General features: G+C 51.8%; 12 protein-coding genes. All 12 read left to right on the forward strand.

What is annotated here, in order from left to right; translation table 11 throughout:
* Positions 1–62: 62 nt before the first annotated feature.
* The 12 genes from ACO0LK_RS05375 to ACO0LK_RS05430 all read left to right on the forward strand — a co-directional run bounded on the left by ACO0LK_RS05375 (position 63) and on the right by ACO0LK_RS05430 (position 16,735).
* A complete protein-coding gene (locus tag ACO0LK_RS05375; RefSeq protein WP_422972891.1) occupies positions 63–2,012 on the forward strand; it encodes a glycoside hydrolase family 97 catalytic domain-containing protein in 1,950 nt (649 codons plus the stop codon).
* Positions 2,013–2,051: 39 nt separating this feature from the next.
* Entirely contained in the window at positions 2,052–3,623 is a 1,572-nt protein-coding gene (locus ACO0LK_RS05380) for an alpha-N-arabinofuranosidase (protein WP_422972893.1), read from the forward strand.
* Positions 3,624–3,686: 63 nt separating this feature from the next.
* Positions 3,687–4,721 (forward strand): arabinan endo-1,5-alpha-L-arabinosidase, encoded by a 1,035-nt coding sequence (locus tag ACO0LK_RS05385; RefSeq protein ID WP_422972895.1) that lies wholly within the window; start codon positions 3,687–3,689, stop codon positions 4,719–4,721.
* A 40-nt stretch (positions 4,722–4,761) separates the two neighbouring features.
* Positions 4,762–7,149, forward strand: a complete 2,388-nt coding sequence (locus ACO0LK_RS05390; RefSeq protein WP_422973040.1) for a beta-L-arabinofuranosidase domain-containing protein — start codon at positions 4,762–4,764, stop codon at positions 7,147–7,149.
* Between the two features lie 91 nt (positions 7,150–7,240).
* The gene (locus ACO0LK_RS05395) at positions 7,241–8,335 is read left to right on the forward strand and encodes an SGNH/GDSL hydrolase family protein (RefSeq protein WP_422972897.1); all 1,095 of its coding nucleotides are present in this window, start codon (positions 7,241–7,243) and stop codon (positions 8,333–8,335) included.
* Positions 8,336–8,585: 250 nt separating this feature from the next.
* Entirely contained in the window at positions 8,586–9,563 is a 978-nt protein-coding gene (locus ACO0LK_RS05400; protein WP_422972899.1) for an ABC transporter substrate-binding protein, read from the forward strand.
* Positions 9,564–9,688: 125 nt separating this feature from the next.
* A complete protein-coding gene (locus tag ACO0LK_RS05405; protein WP_422973042.1) occupies positions 9,689–11,236 on the forward strand; it encodes a sugar ABC transporter ATP-binding protein in 1,548 nt (515 codons plus the stop codon).
* Between the two features lie 71 nt (positions 11,237–11,307).
* Positions 11,308–12,354, forward strand: coding sequence for an ABC transporter permease (locus tag ACO0LK_RS05410; RefSeq protein WP_422973044.1), 1,047 nt, complete (start codon positions 11,308–11,310; stop codon positions 12,352–12,354).
* A 20-nt stretch (positions 12,355–12,374) separates the two neighbouring features.
* On the forward strand, positions 12,375–13,391 hold the full coding sequence (yjfF, locus tag ACO0LK_RS05415) for a galactofuranose ABC transporter, permease protein YjfF (RefSeq protein ID WP_422972901.1): 1,017 nt from the start codon (positions 12,375–12,377) through the stop codon (positions 13,389–13,391).
* Between the two features lie 270 nt (positions 13,392–13,661).
* Complete coding sequence (locus ACO0LK_RS05420) at positions 13,662–14,603, forward strand: LysR family transcriptional regulator (protein WP_422972903.1); 942 nt, start codon at positions 13,662–13,664, stop codon at positions 14,601–14,603.
* Between the two features lie 57 nt (positions 14,604–14,660).
* The gene (locus ACO0LK_RS05425; protein WP_422972905.1) at positions 14,661–16,010 is read left to right on the forward strand and encodes a DUF3422 family protein; all 1,350 of its coding nucleotides are present in this window, start codon (positions 14,661–14,663) and stop codon (positions 16,008–16,010) included.
* Between the two features lie 176 nt (positions 16,011–16,186).
* Positions 16,187–16,735: a glycine zipper 2TM domain-containing protein gene (locus ACO0LK_RS05430; RefSeq protein ID WP_422972907.1), complete on the forward strand. Its 549-nt coding sequence runs from the start codon at positions 16,187–16,189 to the stop codon at positions 16,733–16,735.
* Positions 16,736–16,823 lie beyond the last annotated feature (88 nt).

Genomic DNA, 16,823 nt, shown 5'->3' on the forward strand with positions numbered 1-16,823 from the left:
TCCGCCTGTTTAAAAACAGGCGGCGGGGTGAACTCATGCCTTATCTTCAGATGGGAATGAATATGATAATCAGATCTAACCTTGGTATGCTGTTGGGTTTGTTGGCTGGTACCAGCTTTGCAGCAAGCGCGCTGGCAGCGACGACCTTGTCCAGCCCGGACCAGCACCTGCAATTGAAAGTCGAATTGTCGGCGCAGCAGCAACTGGTGTATAGCGTGGCGCGTGATAGCCAGGTAGTGATACTGCCATCAGCATTGGGCCTGCAACTGGATGCCGCCGATTTTACGCAACAGTTGAAGCTGGCGCAGACCTCTCCCGTCAAGTCTGTGACAGATACTTATGAAATGCTGGTGGGTAAGCGCCGCATCAATCACTATGCTGCGAATGAACAGGTAGTGACGATTGAAAATGCGCATCATCAAAAAATGGATGTGGTGTTCAGAGTATCGAATGACGGGGTGGCTTTCCGTTATGTCGTCAGTGACCCGGCCATCAAATTCAAGAAATTCGTCAGGGAAACGACTTCATTTGCACTGGATGATAAAGCCAGGGCATGGCTGCAACCTATCGCCGTGGCACAGACAGGTTTTGCCAATACCAATCCGTCTTATGAAGAACATTATCTGATGAATATCCCGGTGGGTACTGTCTCACCGTCGAAGGCTGGCTGGGTGTTTCCTGCCTTGTTCAATAGCGGTGATAGCTGGGTTGTGCTGACCGAAGCAGATATGGATGGCAACTGGCATGCATCGCGTTTGCAGGCAGCTTCACCTGGCGGTGTTTATCAGCTTGGTACGCCCATGGCGGCAGAGGTATTTACTGATGGTAAGACCGTGGGTAACTTGCTGGCAGAGAGCAAGGATCTGTTGCGTTCACCTTGGCGCATCATTGGTGTAGGCAGTTTGCCAGTCATCATGAATTCGAATCTGGGTTCTGACCTGGCAGCGCCCGCCATCAAAATGGATGCCAGCATCATCAAGCCTGGTCATGCATCCTGGAGCTGGGCTTTGCTCAAGGATGATTTTACGACTTTTGATGTACAGAAAAAATTCATCGATTATGCCGCCGACATGCACTGGGAATACACCCTCATTGATGCCGACTGGGATAAAAAAATAGGCTACGCAAAGCTCAGGCAACTGGTGGAATACGGTGCGACGAAGAATGTCGGTGTGCTGGTCTGGTACAACTCTTCCGGCGCATGGAATACGACCAAATACAGCCCCAAGAGCCAATTGCTGACCGCTGCACAGCGCAAGCAGGAATTTGCCCGTTTGCGCGATATCGGCGTCAAGGGTGTCAAGGTAGATTTTTTTGCCGGTGATGGTCAGTCCATGATGGCGTATTACATCGCCATACTCAAAGACGCAGCCGATGCAGGTTTGCTGGTGAATTTTCATGGCTCAACCTTGCCACGCGGCTGGGCGCGTACCTATCCTAACTTGATGAGTATGGAAGCCGTCAAGGGGCTGGAATTTACGACATTCGGGCAAAAAGATCAGGATGCTGTTGCCACCCATGCAGCCATGCTGCCATTTGCGCGTAATTTGTTTGACCCCATGGATTTTACCCCCATGGTGTTTGCCGATATTCCCAAGATAGAACGCAAGACCCGCAATGGCTTTGAGCTGGCGGAATCGGTGCTGTTTTTGTCTGGCATCCAGCACTTTGCTGAAATACCCGAAGGCATGGCCACCGTACCCGCGTATGTCAAGAGCTTTTTGCAGACCCTGCCAGTGACATGGGACGACAGCCGTTTCGTCGATGGTTACCCGGGGCAGTTTGTGGTAATCGCCCGTCGCGCCGGCAAAGCCTGGTATGTGGCGGCTATCAATGCGACAGACAGCGATAAGACAGTCAATCTGGATCTGTCATTTATCGGCGACAAGAAAGCACAAATGATAAGCGATGGCGATAGCAGCAGGGCGTTTGTACAGCAGCCTGTGCAGGCCGCGAAAGACACCCGGATCACGATCAAAACCCATGGCGGCTTTGTGGCAGTTTTTGAGTAAATTGGAACAGTAATATCTTATAAAAACCAGGAGACAACAATGCAAACACTAAAAACCAGTTTTAAAGCGGGTGTATTTTCTGCGGTAGTCCTCGCATTTTCTGCGATGACCATGCCGGCTTATGCAGCGAATGAAGTCAGCATCAGCATTGATGCAAAAAAAGCCGGGCCTGTAATCAACAAGAATATTTACGGACAGTTTGCCGAGCATCTGGGTACAGGCGTATATGAAGGCATGTGGGTGGGGCCGGATTCACCCATTCCCAACACCAAGGGCTGGCGCAATGATGTCATCGGTGCCTTGAAGAAGATGCATGTACCGCTGGTACGTTGGCCAGGCGGCTGTTTCGCGGATGAATACCACTGGCGTGATGGCATAGGCGCGCGTGAAAGCCGTCCGGTCAAGATGAATACCAACTGGGGCAATGTGGAGGAACGCAATGCTGTCGGTACCCATGAATTTTTTGACCTGGTTGACCTGCTGGGTGCAGATGCCTATGTGAACGGCAATCTGGGTTCCGGCTCGGCACAGGAAATGGCAGAATGGATGGAATACATGACCGGTGACGGCAAATCGACGCTGGCCGAACTGCGTCGCAAAAACGGGCGTGACAAGCCGTTCAAGGTTGCCTTCTTTGCGGTCGGTAATGAAGCATGGGGTTGTGGCGGCAACATGACGGCGGAGTATTACACCAATCTGTACAACCAAACCGTCAGTTTCCTGAAAGCCCCCAAGCCTTACATGCCAAAAATCATCGCCAGTGGTGGGCATGATGACGATACCACCTGGACTGATTACCTGTCTAAAAACATTCGTACGCGGGTTGATGGCATCAGTTTTCACTACTATACCCTGCCAACCGGTAACTGGAGCAAGAAAGGGCTGGCCATTGGTTTTGGTGAAGATCAATGGATATCCACGCTGAAAAACACCTTACGCATGGATACGATGATCAAAAACAACGTTGCCAAGCTGGACAAGAACGATCCTAAAAACAAGATTTCTTTCGATGTGGATGAATGGGGTACATGGTATGACGTGGAGCCCGGCACCAATCCTGGCTTTCTGTATCAGCAAAGCAGTTTGCGCGATGCAGTGGTGGCGGCGCTGAATTTCAATATCTTCCATTCCCATGCTGGGCGTGTACGCATGACCAATATTGCCCAGATGGTGAATGTCTTGCAGGCCATGATCCTGACAGAAAAAGACAAGATGTTGCTGACGCCGACTTACCATGCATTTGAAATGTATGTGCCATTTCAAAATGCGACAGCCTTGCCTCTGACGATTGCGAATAACCCTGAATACAGTTTCGGTGGCACCAGCATCCCCGAAGTCAGCGCATCTGCGGCACGTGGGCAAGATGGCAAGCTGTATCTGTCGCTGGTCAATACCAATCCCAACAAGGATGTCAGTATTGATATTGATGTCGCCGGTGAAAAACTGACTGCCGCCAAAGGCCGCGTGCTGACAGCCAAGACCATGGATGCACACAACACCTTTGCGCAACCGCAGGCCATACAACCAGCCAGCTTTAATGCCACTGCCAAGGCGGGCAAGCTGACTGTGAATGTCCCTGCCAAGGCAGTGATCGTCGTGTCGCTTGAATAGTTGAGCTGCAATCCCCTGACGGTGTATCGTCAGGGGATTGTCTAAAAGTAGGTAAGGTATAGTATGAAGCGCCGCTTTCTCCAACTGGTTGTCACCGTGTTTGCCGTATTTTTATTTTCTGTGCATGTACAGATCAAGGCTGCGGAAGTGGTGGTGCATGACCCGGTGATGGCGAAAGAGGGGGAAATTTATTACCTGTTCAGTACTGGGCAAGGAATCAGTTTTTACAGTTCCAGCAATATGCATGACTGGCGACCGGAGGGACGGATTTTTGCTGGCGAGCCGACCTGGGCACGCAAGGCGGCACCTAGCTTCCGAGGGTTTATCTGGGCGCCGGACATCCAGTTTCATGATGGGAAATACTATCTGTATTATTCCGTCTCCGGTTTTGGTCAACTGACATCGGGTATCGGAGTCACTGTCAACAAGACACTCAATCCACGCTCGCCAGACTATCGCTGGGAAGACCAGGGCATGATCCTGCAATCCATACCCGGACGTGATTTATGGAATGCCATCGATCCGAATATCGTGACCGATGACAAGGACCAGACCTGGATGGCCTTTGGTTCATTCTGGACCGGCATCAAGCTGGTGAAGCTGAATCCGGCATGGACAGGCTTGGCAGAACCGCAGGAATGGCATGCGATCGCGCAGCGCGCGCGGCCAGCATTTACCCCGGATGAATCGGGCGGGCCGGCAGAAATAGAAGCACCCTTCATTTTCAAGCGAGGCGATTATTATTACCTGTTCGTTTCTTGGGGGCTGTGCTGCCAAAAAGAAAAAAGCACTTACCATCTGGTTGTAGGGCGTTCTAAAACCGTGACTGGACCTTATCTGGACAAGGAAGGCAAGGATATGGCGAAAGGTGGTGGCTCGCTGTTTTTAGCTGGCAACCAGGACTGGAAGGCGGTCGGACACAATAGCGCCTATCACATGGATGGCAAGGATTATCTGGTATTACATGCCTATGAAACAGCCGACAACTACCTGCAAAAACTGAAAATTCTCGATATGCAGTGGGATGCCGACCTGTGGCCGGTGGTAGATGCCAGCCAGCTCAACACTTATCGCAGCGTGAAGCTGCCTGCCAAATAATATGAAAATTAATGGATTGAAGAAGTTGCTCTTGACGTGGATGCAGTGCCTGGCCTTGACAACTTTGTCCATGCTGGTATCGGGCTTTGCATCAGGCTGGGCATCTGCTGCGCAATTGTTTCCCCTTGGCGATGTAAGACTGACGGCGAGTCCTTTTCTAAAAGCACAAACCAATAATCTGCACTATCTGATGGCCCTGGACCCGGATAAGTTGCTGGCCCCGTTCCGGCGTGAAGCCGGTTTACCGGTGCCGGTTGCCAGCTATGGCAACTGGGAATCCAGCGGGCTGGACGGGCATATGGGCGGGCACTACTTGTCAGCCCTGGCGCTGATGGTCCCATCTACTGGTGACAAGCAGGTGCTGGATCGCCTGAATTATTTTGTTGCAGAACTGAAGAAATGCCAGCAAGCGCAACACACAGGTTACCTTGGCGGTATCCCCGGTGGTGTAGCGGTTTGGCAGGCCATCGCGGATGGCAAGCTGAAGGCAGATAATTTTTCGGTCAATGGCAAGTGGGTGCCCTGGTATAACCTGCATAAAACCTATGCCGGCTTGCGCGATGCCTATCGTTATGCAGGCAATCAGGATGCGCGTGAGATGTTGATCGCACTGGCAGACTGGGCTGGCGAACTCGCCACACACCTGAACCAGGAACAAATGCAAACCATGCTGCGTAGTGAACATGGCGGCATGAATGAAGTCTTTGCCGATGTGGCTGAAATGACGGGCGATAAAAAATACCTGGACCTGGCCATCCGTTTTTCACACCAGGCGATCTTGCAGCCACTGTTGCGCAAGGAAGATAAACTCAATGGTCTGCATGCGAATACCCAAATCCCCAAAGTCATCGGTTTCAAACGCATAGGTGACTTGAGCGGGCAGGCGGACTGGCAACAGGCAGCGGCATTTTTCTGGCAGGTGGTGCATGACAATCGCACGGTTGCGATAGGCGGCAACAGCGTCAAGGAACATTTTCATGACGATAAGAATTTCTCGTCCATGATCAATGAAGTGGAAGGGCCGGAAACCTGCAATACCTACAATATGCTGAAGTTGACCGAGCTATTGTTTTTGAGTGACCCCAAAGCCAGTTATAGCGATTATTACGAACGTGCGTTGTACAACCATATTTTGTCATCGCAGCATCCTGACACGGGCGGACTGGTGTATTTCACGCCCATGCGCCCCAACCATTACCGCGTGTATTCGCAGGTGGACCAGGCGATGTGGTGTTGTGTGGGTTCAGGCATAGAAAGCCATGCCAAGTATGGTGAATTCATTTATGCCCATGATGCTGACAGTCTGTACGTCAATCTGTTTATTCCTTCCACCTTGAACTGGCGTGAAAAGAAGGTGGAACTGATACAAAGCACAGATTTCCCGGATAAGGGACGTACCCGCATCGTTATTAATAAAGGGCAGGATTTCACGCTCAAGATACGCTATCCGGCATGGGTGGCTGCGGGCAAGTTGGAATTGCGTGTCAATCGTGTGCCTGTCAAGCTAACAGCCACGCCGGGCAGTTATATCGAGATCAAACGGACCTGGCAAAAAGGTGATCAGATCGATATCCGCCTGCCCATGACCACCACGCTGGAACGCATGCCGGATGCCAGCAATTATTATGCGATTCTGCATGGCCCCATTGTGCTGGCTGCCAGAACCAGTCTGTTTGCAAATAAGTTTGCCAACGAAAACCTGAACTTTTTCGCCGACGATAGCCGCATGGGGCATATTGCAAAAGGGCCGGTATGTCCGCTGGAAGCCGCCCCCGTGTTGGTGGATGACGTGGATAATTTCATGCGCAAGATAAAGCCAATCAAAGGCAAGTCGCTGCAATTTACTGCGCCGGTGATGATGTCGGGGCAGGGTGTACAAGGTGAGCAGATTGTTACCTTACTTCCATTCTTCCGTCTGCATGAGGCCCGATATACGATTTACTGGCCACAAACCAGTCCAGAAAACTTTGCCAGCCGCCGGTCTGAAGCAGCGGCCGCCGAAGCCGGACGCCTGGCCCTGGATGCGCAGACCATAGACCAGGTTGCACCGGGCGAACAACAGCCTGAATCAGATCACTTTTTCAAGGGCGAGGGTGCTGACGCCGGTATCCATCTGGGGCGGCACTGGCGTCATGCCAGTGGCTGGTTCAGTTACGAACTGAATGACAAGGAGGGTAAGGCTGGCAGCCTGCGTCTCAGTTTTGCAAGAACCGATGCGGGGCGGAAATTTGATATCTATATCAACGATCATTTGCTCAAGACATTGCTATTAACAGCCGATCATGCCGAAGATATTTATGATCTGGACATACCGCTTCCGGCTGATGTCGTGGCTAATGCAGCGGGCAAACTGACAGTGCGCTTTGTTGCACGGCCTGGATCGATGGCGGGTGGTCTGTATGGCTTGCGCTTATTGCGTAAGCCCTGATTTTCATATGGGGCGGTAGTCGTGATATAAGATTTGTCGGCTATATTCAAAGCCGCTCCTATAAAAACTATAAAAAGAAAAACGGCCTTATATGAAATTATTACCTTCAATAAAAATCACAACGCTGTTTTTACTTGGTGTGCTGAGTGCTTACGCGGTTTGGGCTGACACCATTATCCCTGCCTCAGATACTAGGCCGCAATATACAGGGCGTATCGATTTCAGTAACCGCCAGGCACCACAACTGAGCTGGCCCGGTACCAGCATCTCTGCCAATTTTACCGGTCCGTCGCTTACGGTGGTGCTGGATGATCAGTTTGGTAATAATTATTTCAATGCCTTCATTGACGATGACTATGAGCATCCGCTGATTATCCGGGCCGTGCAAGGGGAGCGCAAATATGCCGTCGCCACCAATCTGCCAAATGGCCCGCATAAATTCCTGCTGACCAAGCGTACCGAAGGAGAAGAGGGGGCCACCGCATTCAAGGGCCTGGAACTGGCAAAGTCGGAGACGTTGCTAACACCGCCAGCGCGGCCTACCCGGCGTATAGAATTTTTTGGTGATTCTATTACCTCTGGGGCAGGTAATGAAGCCCCTGACAATGGTCCGGACAATTTTGCCAAAGACAAAAATAACTTCATGACCTATGACGCCATTACGGCCCGTAATTTAAATGCGGAACTGCACGTCACTTCACAGAGCGGCATAGGCTTGATGATCAGCTGGTTTCCCTTCACCATGCCGCAGTTTTACAATCAGCTCAGTGCCGTTGGTAAAAATGAGAGTCGCTGGGATTTTTCAAGCTGGACGCCCGATGTTGTCGTCATCAATCTTTTCCAGAATGACGCCTGGCTCATTGATCGTGAACATCGCTTGCGGCCAGAACCTGATGATGAGCAGCGGGTACAGGCTTATATGGATTTTGTGAAAACCATCCGTGCCACCTATCCGTCTGCCTATATCGTATGTGCATTGGGTAGCATGGATGCGATGAGGCCAGGTTCAAAATGGCCTGGCTATGTCAGCAGCGCTGTGGCCCGCCTCAAACAGGCCAATCCGGAAGAGAAGATGGATACCATATTCTTCGAATTTACCGGCTATGCTGCACATCCACGGGTGGCACAGCATATCCGCAATGCCGACAAGCTAAGCGCATTTCTGCGGGAAAAGATGCACTGGTGATCTGGTAGTCATGGTGGACCGGCATGAATAAAGTTGTAAATACGGTATTTCCCCGGGTAATTATTTTTGGGATGTGATATCAAAAAAGATATCGCAACTTAAAAATAAATCATTGGATGGCTATGGCTGTTTCTTTTACACTAGAAAAATAAGATAGGCTCGCTGAATTTGTAGTTGTGCAGTCATGCACTCATGTATTCAGATTCAGCAGGGCACCTAGCAGGGTAAAACAAATACTCAGGAGACCAGCATGACATTCAGCCGTAGATCGTTCTTGGGCAATGCAATCCAGCTTGCCATTATCGCCATAGCCGGATTCGGTAGCGCATCTGCTCTGGCAGCCAAACCTGTCGTGATGGGTTTCTCGCAAGTGGGTGCCGAGAGCGAATGGCGTACCGCCAATACCTTGTCCATCAAAGATGCGGCCAAAAAAGATGGCATTAACCTCAAATTTGCGGATGCCCAGCAAAAACAGGAAAATCAGGTCAAGGCCATCCGTTCCTTCATCGCCCAAAAAGTCGATGTCATCGCTTTCTCACCTGTGGTTGAAACGGGTTGGGATACCGTGTTGCGTGAAGCCAAGGCTGCCAAGATACCGGTTATTCTGACCGACAGGGCGGTCAATGTGACCGATACATCGCTGTATGTGACCTTTATTGGTTCCGATTTTGTTGAAGAAGGTCGTCGTGCTGGCCGCTGGTTGCTGGAACGTGCCAAGAAAACCCCGGATCGCACTCTGAATATCGTTGAACTTCAGGGCACCGTGGGTTCTGCCCCAGCGATAGACCGCAAGAATGGTTTTGAGCAGGCAATAGCTGGTAATGCCAAGTTGAAAATCATCCGTTCCCAGACCGGTGACTTTACCCGTGCCAAGGGTAAGGAAGTCATGGAAGCCTTCCTTAAATCCCAGGGCAAGAACATCAACGTGGTGTATGCGCACAATGATGACATGGCGATTGGTGCCATACAGGCGATAGAAGAAGCAGGTATGAAGCCAGGTACTGACATAATCATCATTTCGATTGATGGTGTGAAAGGTGCGTTCGAAGCCATGATCGCTGGTAAGCTCAATGTCACGGTGGAATGCAGCCCTTTGCTGGGTCCGCAACTGATGCAGGTGGCGCGTGATGTGCTGGCAGGTAAGCCTGTACCCAAGCGGATTACGACAGAAGAAGGCGTGTTCCCGGCTGAAGTTGCTGCCAAAGAATTCCCTAATCGCAAATACTGAAACCTGCAGGCTGTTGCTGAAGATGCGCGGGGAGGCGATGTCCTCCCTTTTTGTATCGCCTGCCGGTAGTATGTCTGGCTTAGGGCAGCAGCACAGTTCAGCCTTTGCAGCACCCCAAACTGTTGATGATTATGAGCGTATCCGATAACGGAGCATCTGCCACGCCTGTGCTGGAACTGCGTGGCATAGACAAGAGTTTCCCCGGCGTAAAAGCGCTGAGCCAGGCTGGCTTGCGCCTGTTTGCCGGTGAGGTGCATACCCTGATGGGACAAAACGGCGCCGGAAAATCCAGCCTGATCAAGGTACTGACTGGTGTCTATACACCGGATGGTGGCAGCATTTTGCTGGATGGCAAGGCGGTGCAGCCGCAATCTACTTCTGATGCGCAAGACCTGGGTATCAGCACCGTCTATCAGGAAGTGAATCTATGTACCAATCTGTCGGTCGCTGAAAATATTTTCATCGGTCGCTATCCCAAACGTTTCGGTCGCATCGACTGGCGCAGCATGCGCGAGCAGGCGGCTGGCATACTGGCGCAATTGCAGATTGATATCGATGTGACCGCACCGCTGGCGCAATATTCCCTGGCGATACAGCAAATGGTGGCGATATCGCGGGCTATCAGTGTGTCGGCCAGGGTGTTGATACTGGATGAGCCGACTTCCAGCCTGGATGAGGCCGAAGTGCAGTTATTGTTCAGCGTGTTGAAGCGCTTGCGTGAACAGGGCATGGCTATCCTGTTTGTTACCCACTTTTTAGAACAGACCTATGCGATTTCTGATCGCATTACGGTGCTGCGCAATGGCATGCTGGAAGGTGAATACCTGTGCCAGGATCTGTCACGGCTGGCGCTGGTGAATAAAATGATAGGCGCACCGGACGAGGCTGAACAGTTGCAATCCAGTATGGATGATGCCGATGGAATTACATCTGCAGGCAGTGAGGCTGCCATTTTTTTAGAGGCGCATGGCCTGGGGCGCAAGGGTGCCATCCTGCCTATGGATTTGACCATCAATGCGGGCCAGATACTGGGATTTTGTGGATTGCTGGGTGCCGGTCGTACCGAGGCGGCACGCCTGCTGTTTGGTGCTGACAAGGCGGATAGCGGGCATATCCGTATAGGCGGCAAAGATAGACATTTTTCATCGCCCAGGGATGCCATTGCTGCCGGTATTGCTTTCTGTTCTGAAGACCGCAAACATGAAGGCGCGATACTGTCTTTGTCCGTGCGTGAAAACATGATGCTGGCCTTGCAGGCCAGGACCGGTATCTTGCGTGCCCTGCCGATGAAAGAACAACAGACGCTGGCGCTGGAATATGTACAAAGGCTGGGCATTAAAACTGCCGATATCGATACGCCCATAGGCACGCTGTCTGGTGGTAACCAGCAAAAGGTATTGCTGGCGCGCTGGCTGTTGACATCGCCAGGTTTGCTGATACTGGATGAACCTACCCGTGGCATTGATGTGAAAGCCAAACAGGAAATCATGGATTTCGTGTCCACCCTGTGTCGCAAGGGCCTCGCAGTCTTGTTCATCTCATCCGAATTGCCGGAAGTCTTGCGTTGCAGCGACCGCATGCTGGTCCTGCGTGACCGCAAGATTTGCGGCGAATATGCAAAAGGCGAACTGGATGAAACATCGGTTCTGGAAGTCATAGCAGGGGGTGCGTGATGACCATGTCAGCAAAAGCCGATACATCATCTGCGCCGCCATTGCCATCTGGCCCTGTACCGACCTTGTCCATGAAAAACAGATTATCCATCCTGCTGCAACATCCCTTGTCCCGCCCCATACTGGCATTGCTGGTGTTGTGTGTCATTGATTTGCTGTGGATCCCCGGTTTCTTTCATTTGCGATTGCAGGATGGCCATCTGTACGGCAGCGTGATTGATATCCTGAACCGTGCGGCACCGCTAATGTTGACCGCAGTGGGCATGACACTGGTGATTGCCACGCGCGGCATTGATATTTCTGTCGGTGCTGTAGTGGCCCTGTCTGGCACTGTCGCTGCCATGCTGATAGGAGGCACGCTGAGCATGAAAAACGGCATACCCGAATACGTCAGCAACACCCCCATGGTATGGGCATTGTGTGCAGCGCTGGGTGCGGCCCTGTTGTGTGGCGTTTGGAATGGTGCGCTGGTGGCCTTGTTGGGCCTGCAACCTATTGTGGCGACGCTGATACTGATGGTGGCGGGGCGTGGGTTGGCACAGTTACTGACCGATGGGCAAATCGTCACCGTGTACTACCAGCCGTATTTCTTCATCGGCAGCGGCTATTTGTTTGGTTTGCCGTTTTCATTGACGATAGTTGCCGTGGTGTTTTTGCTGACCGCATTGATCATGCGTAAAACGGCGCTGGGCCTGTTCATACAGGCTATCGGCGTCAATCCGGTAGCAGCCAGGCTGGCCGGCATCAGGACCGCTGCCCTGATATTTTTTGTTTACCTGTTTTGCAGCCTGTGTGCTGGTGTTGCCGGTTTGATGATCAGTGCCAATATCAAAAGTGCCGATGCAAATAATGCCGGGCTCTTGCTGGAACTGGATGCCATTCTGGCAGTGACTCTGGGTGGTACATCGCTGAATGGCGGCAAGTTCAGCCTGATAGGCAGCGTGATAGGTGCGCTCATCATACAGACGCTGACGTATACGATTTATGCCATGGGTGTGCCGCCAGAGGTGAATATGGTGGTCAAATCCATCGTTGTATTCGTGGTGTGCCTGTCCCAATCCGCCGAATTCAAAGGCATTTGGCAACGTGCCGTGGCACGTGTCAAACGTCCTTCCTAGCTTACGAAGACTGCTTCGACATGAATCCTTTTTTTCTGACTTTACGCAAGCTCACGCATAGCGCGTATTTTATCTCGCTGGTGACGGTTGGCCTGTTGTTGCTGATGCTGGTACTGGGGGGCGTGGCTTATCCCGGGTTTTTATCCTTGCAGGTAATCTGCAACCTGCTCATCGATAATGCTTTTTTGCTGGTGATTGCCATCGGCATGAGTTTTGTCATTTTGTCGGGCGGTATCGACTTGTCGGTCGGTTCAGTGCTGGCACTGAGTACCATGATCACTGCCTGGATGTTGCAGATGTGGCACTGGCCGCCTATCTTGGTGGTGCCGCTGGTATTGGTGCTGGGCAGCCTGTTTGGGGCTGCCATGGGGGGCATGATTCATTTTTTCAAATTGCAGGCATTTATCGTTACCCTGGCCGGCATGTTCCTGGCACGTGGGCTGTGCTATCTGATCAGCATCAATTCCATCACCATTGATGACCCGTGGTTTGTCAGCATGTCGCAAAGCCAGTTGGCGTTTCTTGATGTGTTTGTTTCGCCGGGTGTGGTGATTGCCTTGCTGATGCTGGGTCTGGCCATTTACCTGGCGCACTACAGCGAATTTGGACGCGCGGTATATGCCATAGGCGGGAATGAGCAAAGCGCCCTGATGATGGGCTTGCCGGTCGCCCGGACCAAGGTCATGATTTATGCGTTCAGTGGCTTTTGTGCGGCACTGGCTGGTTTATTGTTTTCGTTTTATATGCTGTCCGGCTATGGCTTGCATGCGCAGGGCACGGAGCTGGATGCGATTGCTGCCGTGGTCATCGGTGGCACCTTGCTGACAGGTGGCGTCGGGTATGTGGCTGGTGCGCTGACTGGCGTGCTGGTACTGGGCACCATACAAACCCTGATTGCCTTTGATGGCACACTAAGCTCGTGGTGGACGAAGATTGTCATAGGCGGCTTATTGTTTATATTCTGCCTGGTGCAAAGAATCATGGTGATCAGTGCGGGAAAAACCCCCGTGCCGTCTGCAACTGTGGGGAAGGCCTGATATCGTAGCTGGTACAGGTATCTGAAAAATCAATGTGAGAAGTGAAAGTAATAAGTGAAGACAAGGCAAAAGTCTGAATCACATATCGCCATGATCATGTGGGGCTTGTGAATGCGTGTTTTACTCTTCTATAAGTCCTGCATATTTCAGGCCCATACATGTCCATACAGGTCCACGCAGCATAATATATTTCAGGAATATCAAAAATCCCTAAAAATATGTGGCAACATGCCCCGGCGAATTCAATATTGATTACGGCATTGCTCATCTATGGATACACCCAACCCTAACTGGTTTTTGCGCGCACGTCTGAAGACCAGGCAATTATTGCTGTTGATTGCACTTGATGAGCACCGCAATATCCACCGCGCATCCGAAGCCCTGCACATGACGCAACCGGCAGCGTCCAAGCAACTGAAAGACCTGGAAGAAATGCTGGACGTGCAGTTGTTTGATCGCCTGCCACGCGGTATGGAACCTACCATCTTTGGCGAAACCATGATACGTCATGCACGCATGGCGCTGAACAGCCTGGCCCTTGCCCATGACGATATCGTGGCGCTCAGGTCTGGTTTGCTGGGGCAGGTAGAGGTCGGTGTCATCATGACACCTGGCATGGCCTTGCTGCCCAAGGCCATTGCCCGTATCAAGCAGCAGGCCCCGCTGTTGCGCATAGGCGTGCACATGGAGCAAAGTAATATCCTGTTGGAGCGCCTGCAACGTGGCAATCTGGATTTTATGATAGGCCGCATCCTTGATCAGGAAAACAGTGCCAGCCTGAGCTATGAAGAACTGACCGAAGAGCCCGCCTGTGCCGTGGCCCGTATCGGTCACCCTTTGCTGGAACATCCCAATCTGCAATTGCAGGATATAAATACCTGCCCCTGGATATTGCCACTGCAAGGCAGCGTCCTGCGCCACCGCTTCGACATGATGTTCAGGCGGGCAGGGCTGGAACCGCCGGTGAATGTGGTCGATACCACGGCTTTGCTGCTGATCACCGCCTTATTGCAGCAGACCGATAGCCTGCACGTCATGCCGGTGGATGTAGCGCGCTACTATGCGTCCCTGAATGTATTAAGCATCTTGCCGATAGAACTGCCGTGCAAGATGGATGCCTTTGGCATTATCCGCCAGCGCGATCATTTGCTGTCACCCGGTGCCGGCCTGTTGTTGCAGGCCGTACGGACTGTGGCTGCAGAGTTGTATTAATCTGGCATGCTCTATGCTTATTCATAATCATTGCTGACACTTACTTTTCCGACGTTCATGTCCATTATTTATTCCACACTTAATCATCAATTGCGGGTTCCGCTTGCCTCGGAAATTCATTCCCGTCCTTTTTTGAAATTGCAGGCGCCTGAACGCATATCGCACCTTGCCGTGTATTCCGGTGCCGAAAGCAAGGCCGTTACATCCATAGCGCATGAACAGCATGCCTTGCTGGCTGCTCTGTGCGCGCATTTTGCTGTGGCAGCACCGGCTGGTACCGTCAAATATTTTTATCACGACTTTGGACGTTTTCGTCTGAAGTGGGAATGTCATGCCGAATTTGCCACCTATACCTTTGCTGAAAGCCTGACCGAAGTACCGGCCCTGGGGGATATGTTTGATGACATGCCGGTAACCCAGTTGCCGGGTGAATGGTTATTGCGTCTACAGGGGAAAATGCTGGTGGCCGCGCATGTTGCCTTGTGCCGCAATGGCGAAAGTACCGAGCAGTTTGCGCGCAGCCTGGCGCGGGTGTTTGAGGGCAATGTGCTGGCGGGCAGCCATGTCATGCAAGGGGGCGAGCTGTGGTCGGATTTTGCCATTCAGGCCGATGGTTTCAGTCGCTTTGTGATACGTGATATTGACATGCGCGCCATGCAGGCTGGGCGTCTGGTACAGCGGATACTGGAAATTGAAACCTATCGCATGATGGCCCTGCTCGGTCTTCCCTATGCCCAGCAGGCAGCAACGTCATTGAACAGCATAGAAAATGAACTGGTCGCGCTGTCGGCAGCCATGGTCAAGGCCGGTGAATCCGGTAAGGAAAATGCGCCTGAACAAGATGGCGTATCAGTCCATGATCTGCTGGACCAGATCATGCGTCTGGCTGCGCGCATAGAAAAACTGGCGCTGGACAATAGCTACCGTTTCTCTGCTTCCCAGGCGTATTTCAGAATTATCGAAGCACGCATAGAAGAATTGCGCGAAGTCCGGATAGAAGGTATCCCCACCATAGAAGAATTTATGGACAGACGCCTGACACCCGCCATGAATACCTGCGTTGCCATGCTTAACCGGCAGGAAGCGCTGGCGCAAAGAATTGCGAATACCAATGATTTGTTGCGCACCCGTGTTGGCATTGTGCAGGAAGCACAGAACCGTCAGATATTGCAATCCATGAATGCCCGTGCCGCCCAGCAATTGCGCCTGCAACAGGCGGTGGAGGGCTTGTCGGTCGCCGCCATTTCCTATTATGTGACCGGGCTGTTTTCCTACGTCGGCAAAGCCATCAAGCAGACTGGGGTGAATCTGAATACCGATCTGTTTACCGGCATCATGGTGCCGCTGGTGGTGGGTGCGGTATGGCTGAGCCTGCGCCACATGCACAAGAAAATGCATGCGCATTGAAATGCAGGGTTTGCTGCTATTGATGCAATTTAAATGATATCAGGTGTTGCAAGGTTGCTAAGAAATACCTTCGAAATGCAAGGGATTGTTACCAGGCGTTGTTTTTGCGCCCGTCGAGTCAACAAACTATTGTCTGTCGCGTTGATTGAGTACATCACCTTTTTTCGGAGTACATCATGCGCAAGCTTACTATCCTGACTTCAATTACACTCATTTGCTCGATGGCAGGATGTGCGGTGCAACGTTATCCTGCCAATACGCAGGGGCAATATCCAACCCAATACCCCAATCAGAATCAGTACCAGCAATATCCAACTCAGTATCCAGGGTATGGGCAAAATCAGGCACCTTATCCAAATCAGTACCAGAATCAGAATGCCTATGTGGATACGGCCCTTATCGTCGGCATACGCGAAGTTAATGTCGGCAGCGGCGGTTCTTCCGGTGCTGGTGCGGCAGTCGGCGCACTGATCGGCGGTGTGCTTGGTCATCAGGTTGGCAAGGGCAGTGGGCGTGACCTGGCAACCATAGGCGGTGCGATTGCCGGTGGCGTGCTGGGCAATGAAATGGAGCGTTCATCCACACCCAAAAACAAGCTGGAACTGACAGTGCGCCTGCAAAATGGCGAACAACGCACCTTGTTGGTGGAGCCGAATAATTACTATCGTATGGGCGACAGGGTCAGGGTTAGCTTCCAGAACGGCCAATTGGCATTGGCTCCCTGAGTCTGGTCATGTCCTTAATCTATAGTTGATAAAAAATAAGTTAATAAAAAAAATATAAAAAATATACAAAACCCCCGGCACTTCAGGT

The sequence above is a fragment of the Undibacterium sp. Ji49W genome (genome assembly GCF_049340205.1).
Taxonomy (GTDB): Bacteria; Pseudomonadota; Gammaproteobacteria; order Burkholderiales; family Burkholderiaceae_D; genus Undibacterium.

What these genes read in the sequence shown, in the direction of transcription:
- ACO0LK_RS05375 (WP_422972891.1), top strand. Translation starts at nt 63, where the DNA reads ATGATAATCAGATCTAACCTTGGTATGCTGTTGGGTTTGTTGGCTGGT.
- ACO0LK_RS05380 (WP_422972893.1), top strand. Translation starts at nt 2,052, where the DNA reads ATGCAAACACTAAAAACCAGTTTTAAAGCGGGTGTATTTTCTGCGGTA.
- ACO0LK_RS05385 (WP_422972895.1), top strand. Translation starts at nt 3,687, where the DNA reads ATGAAGCGCCGCTTTCTCCAACTGGTTGTCACCGTGTTTGCCGTATTT.
- ACO0LK_RS05390 (WP_422973040.1), top strand. Translation starts at nt 4,762, where the DNA reads ATGCAGTGCCTGGCCTTGACAACTTTGTCCATGCTGGTATCGGGCTTT.
- ACO0LK_RS05395 (WP_422972897.1), top strand. Translation starts at nt 7,241, where the DNA reads ATGAAATTATTACCTTCAATAAAAATCACAACGCTGTTTTTACTTGGT.
- ACO0LK_RS05400 (WP_422972899.1), top strand. Translation starts at nt 8,586, where the DNA reads ATGACATTCAGCCGTAGATCGTTCTTGGGCAATGCAATCCAGCTTGCC.
- ACO0LK_RS05405 (WP_422973042.1), top strand. Translation starts at nt 9,689, where the DNA reads ATGATTATGAGCGTATCCGATAACGGAGCATCTGCCACGCCTGTGCTG.
- ACO0LK_RS05410 (WP_422973044.1), top strand. Translation starts at nt 11,308, where the DNA reads ATGAAAAACAGATTATCCATCCTGCTGCAACATCCCTTGTCCCGCCCC.
- yjfF (WP_422972901.1), top strand. Translation starts at nt 12,375, where the DNA reads ATGAATCCTTTTTTTCTGACTTTACGCAAGCTCACGCATAGCGCGTAT.
- ACO0LK_RS05420 (WP_422972903.1), top strand. Translation starts at nt 13,662, where the DNA reads ATGGATACACCCAACCCTAACTGGTTTTTGCGCGCACGTCTGAAGACC.
- ACO0LK_RS05425 (WP_422972905.1), top strand. Translation starts at nt 14,661, where the DNA reads ATGTCCATTATTTATTCCACACTTAATCATCAATTGCGGGTTCCGCTT.
- ACO0LK_RS05430 (WP_422972907.1), top strand. Translation starts at nt 16,187, where the DNA reads ATGCGCAAGCTTACTATCCTGACTTCAATTACACTCATTTGCTCGATG.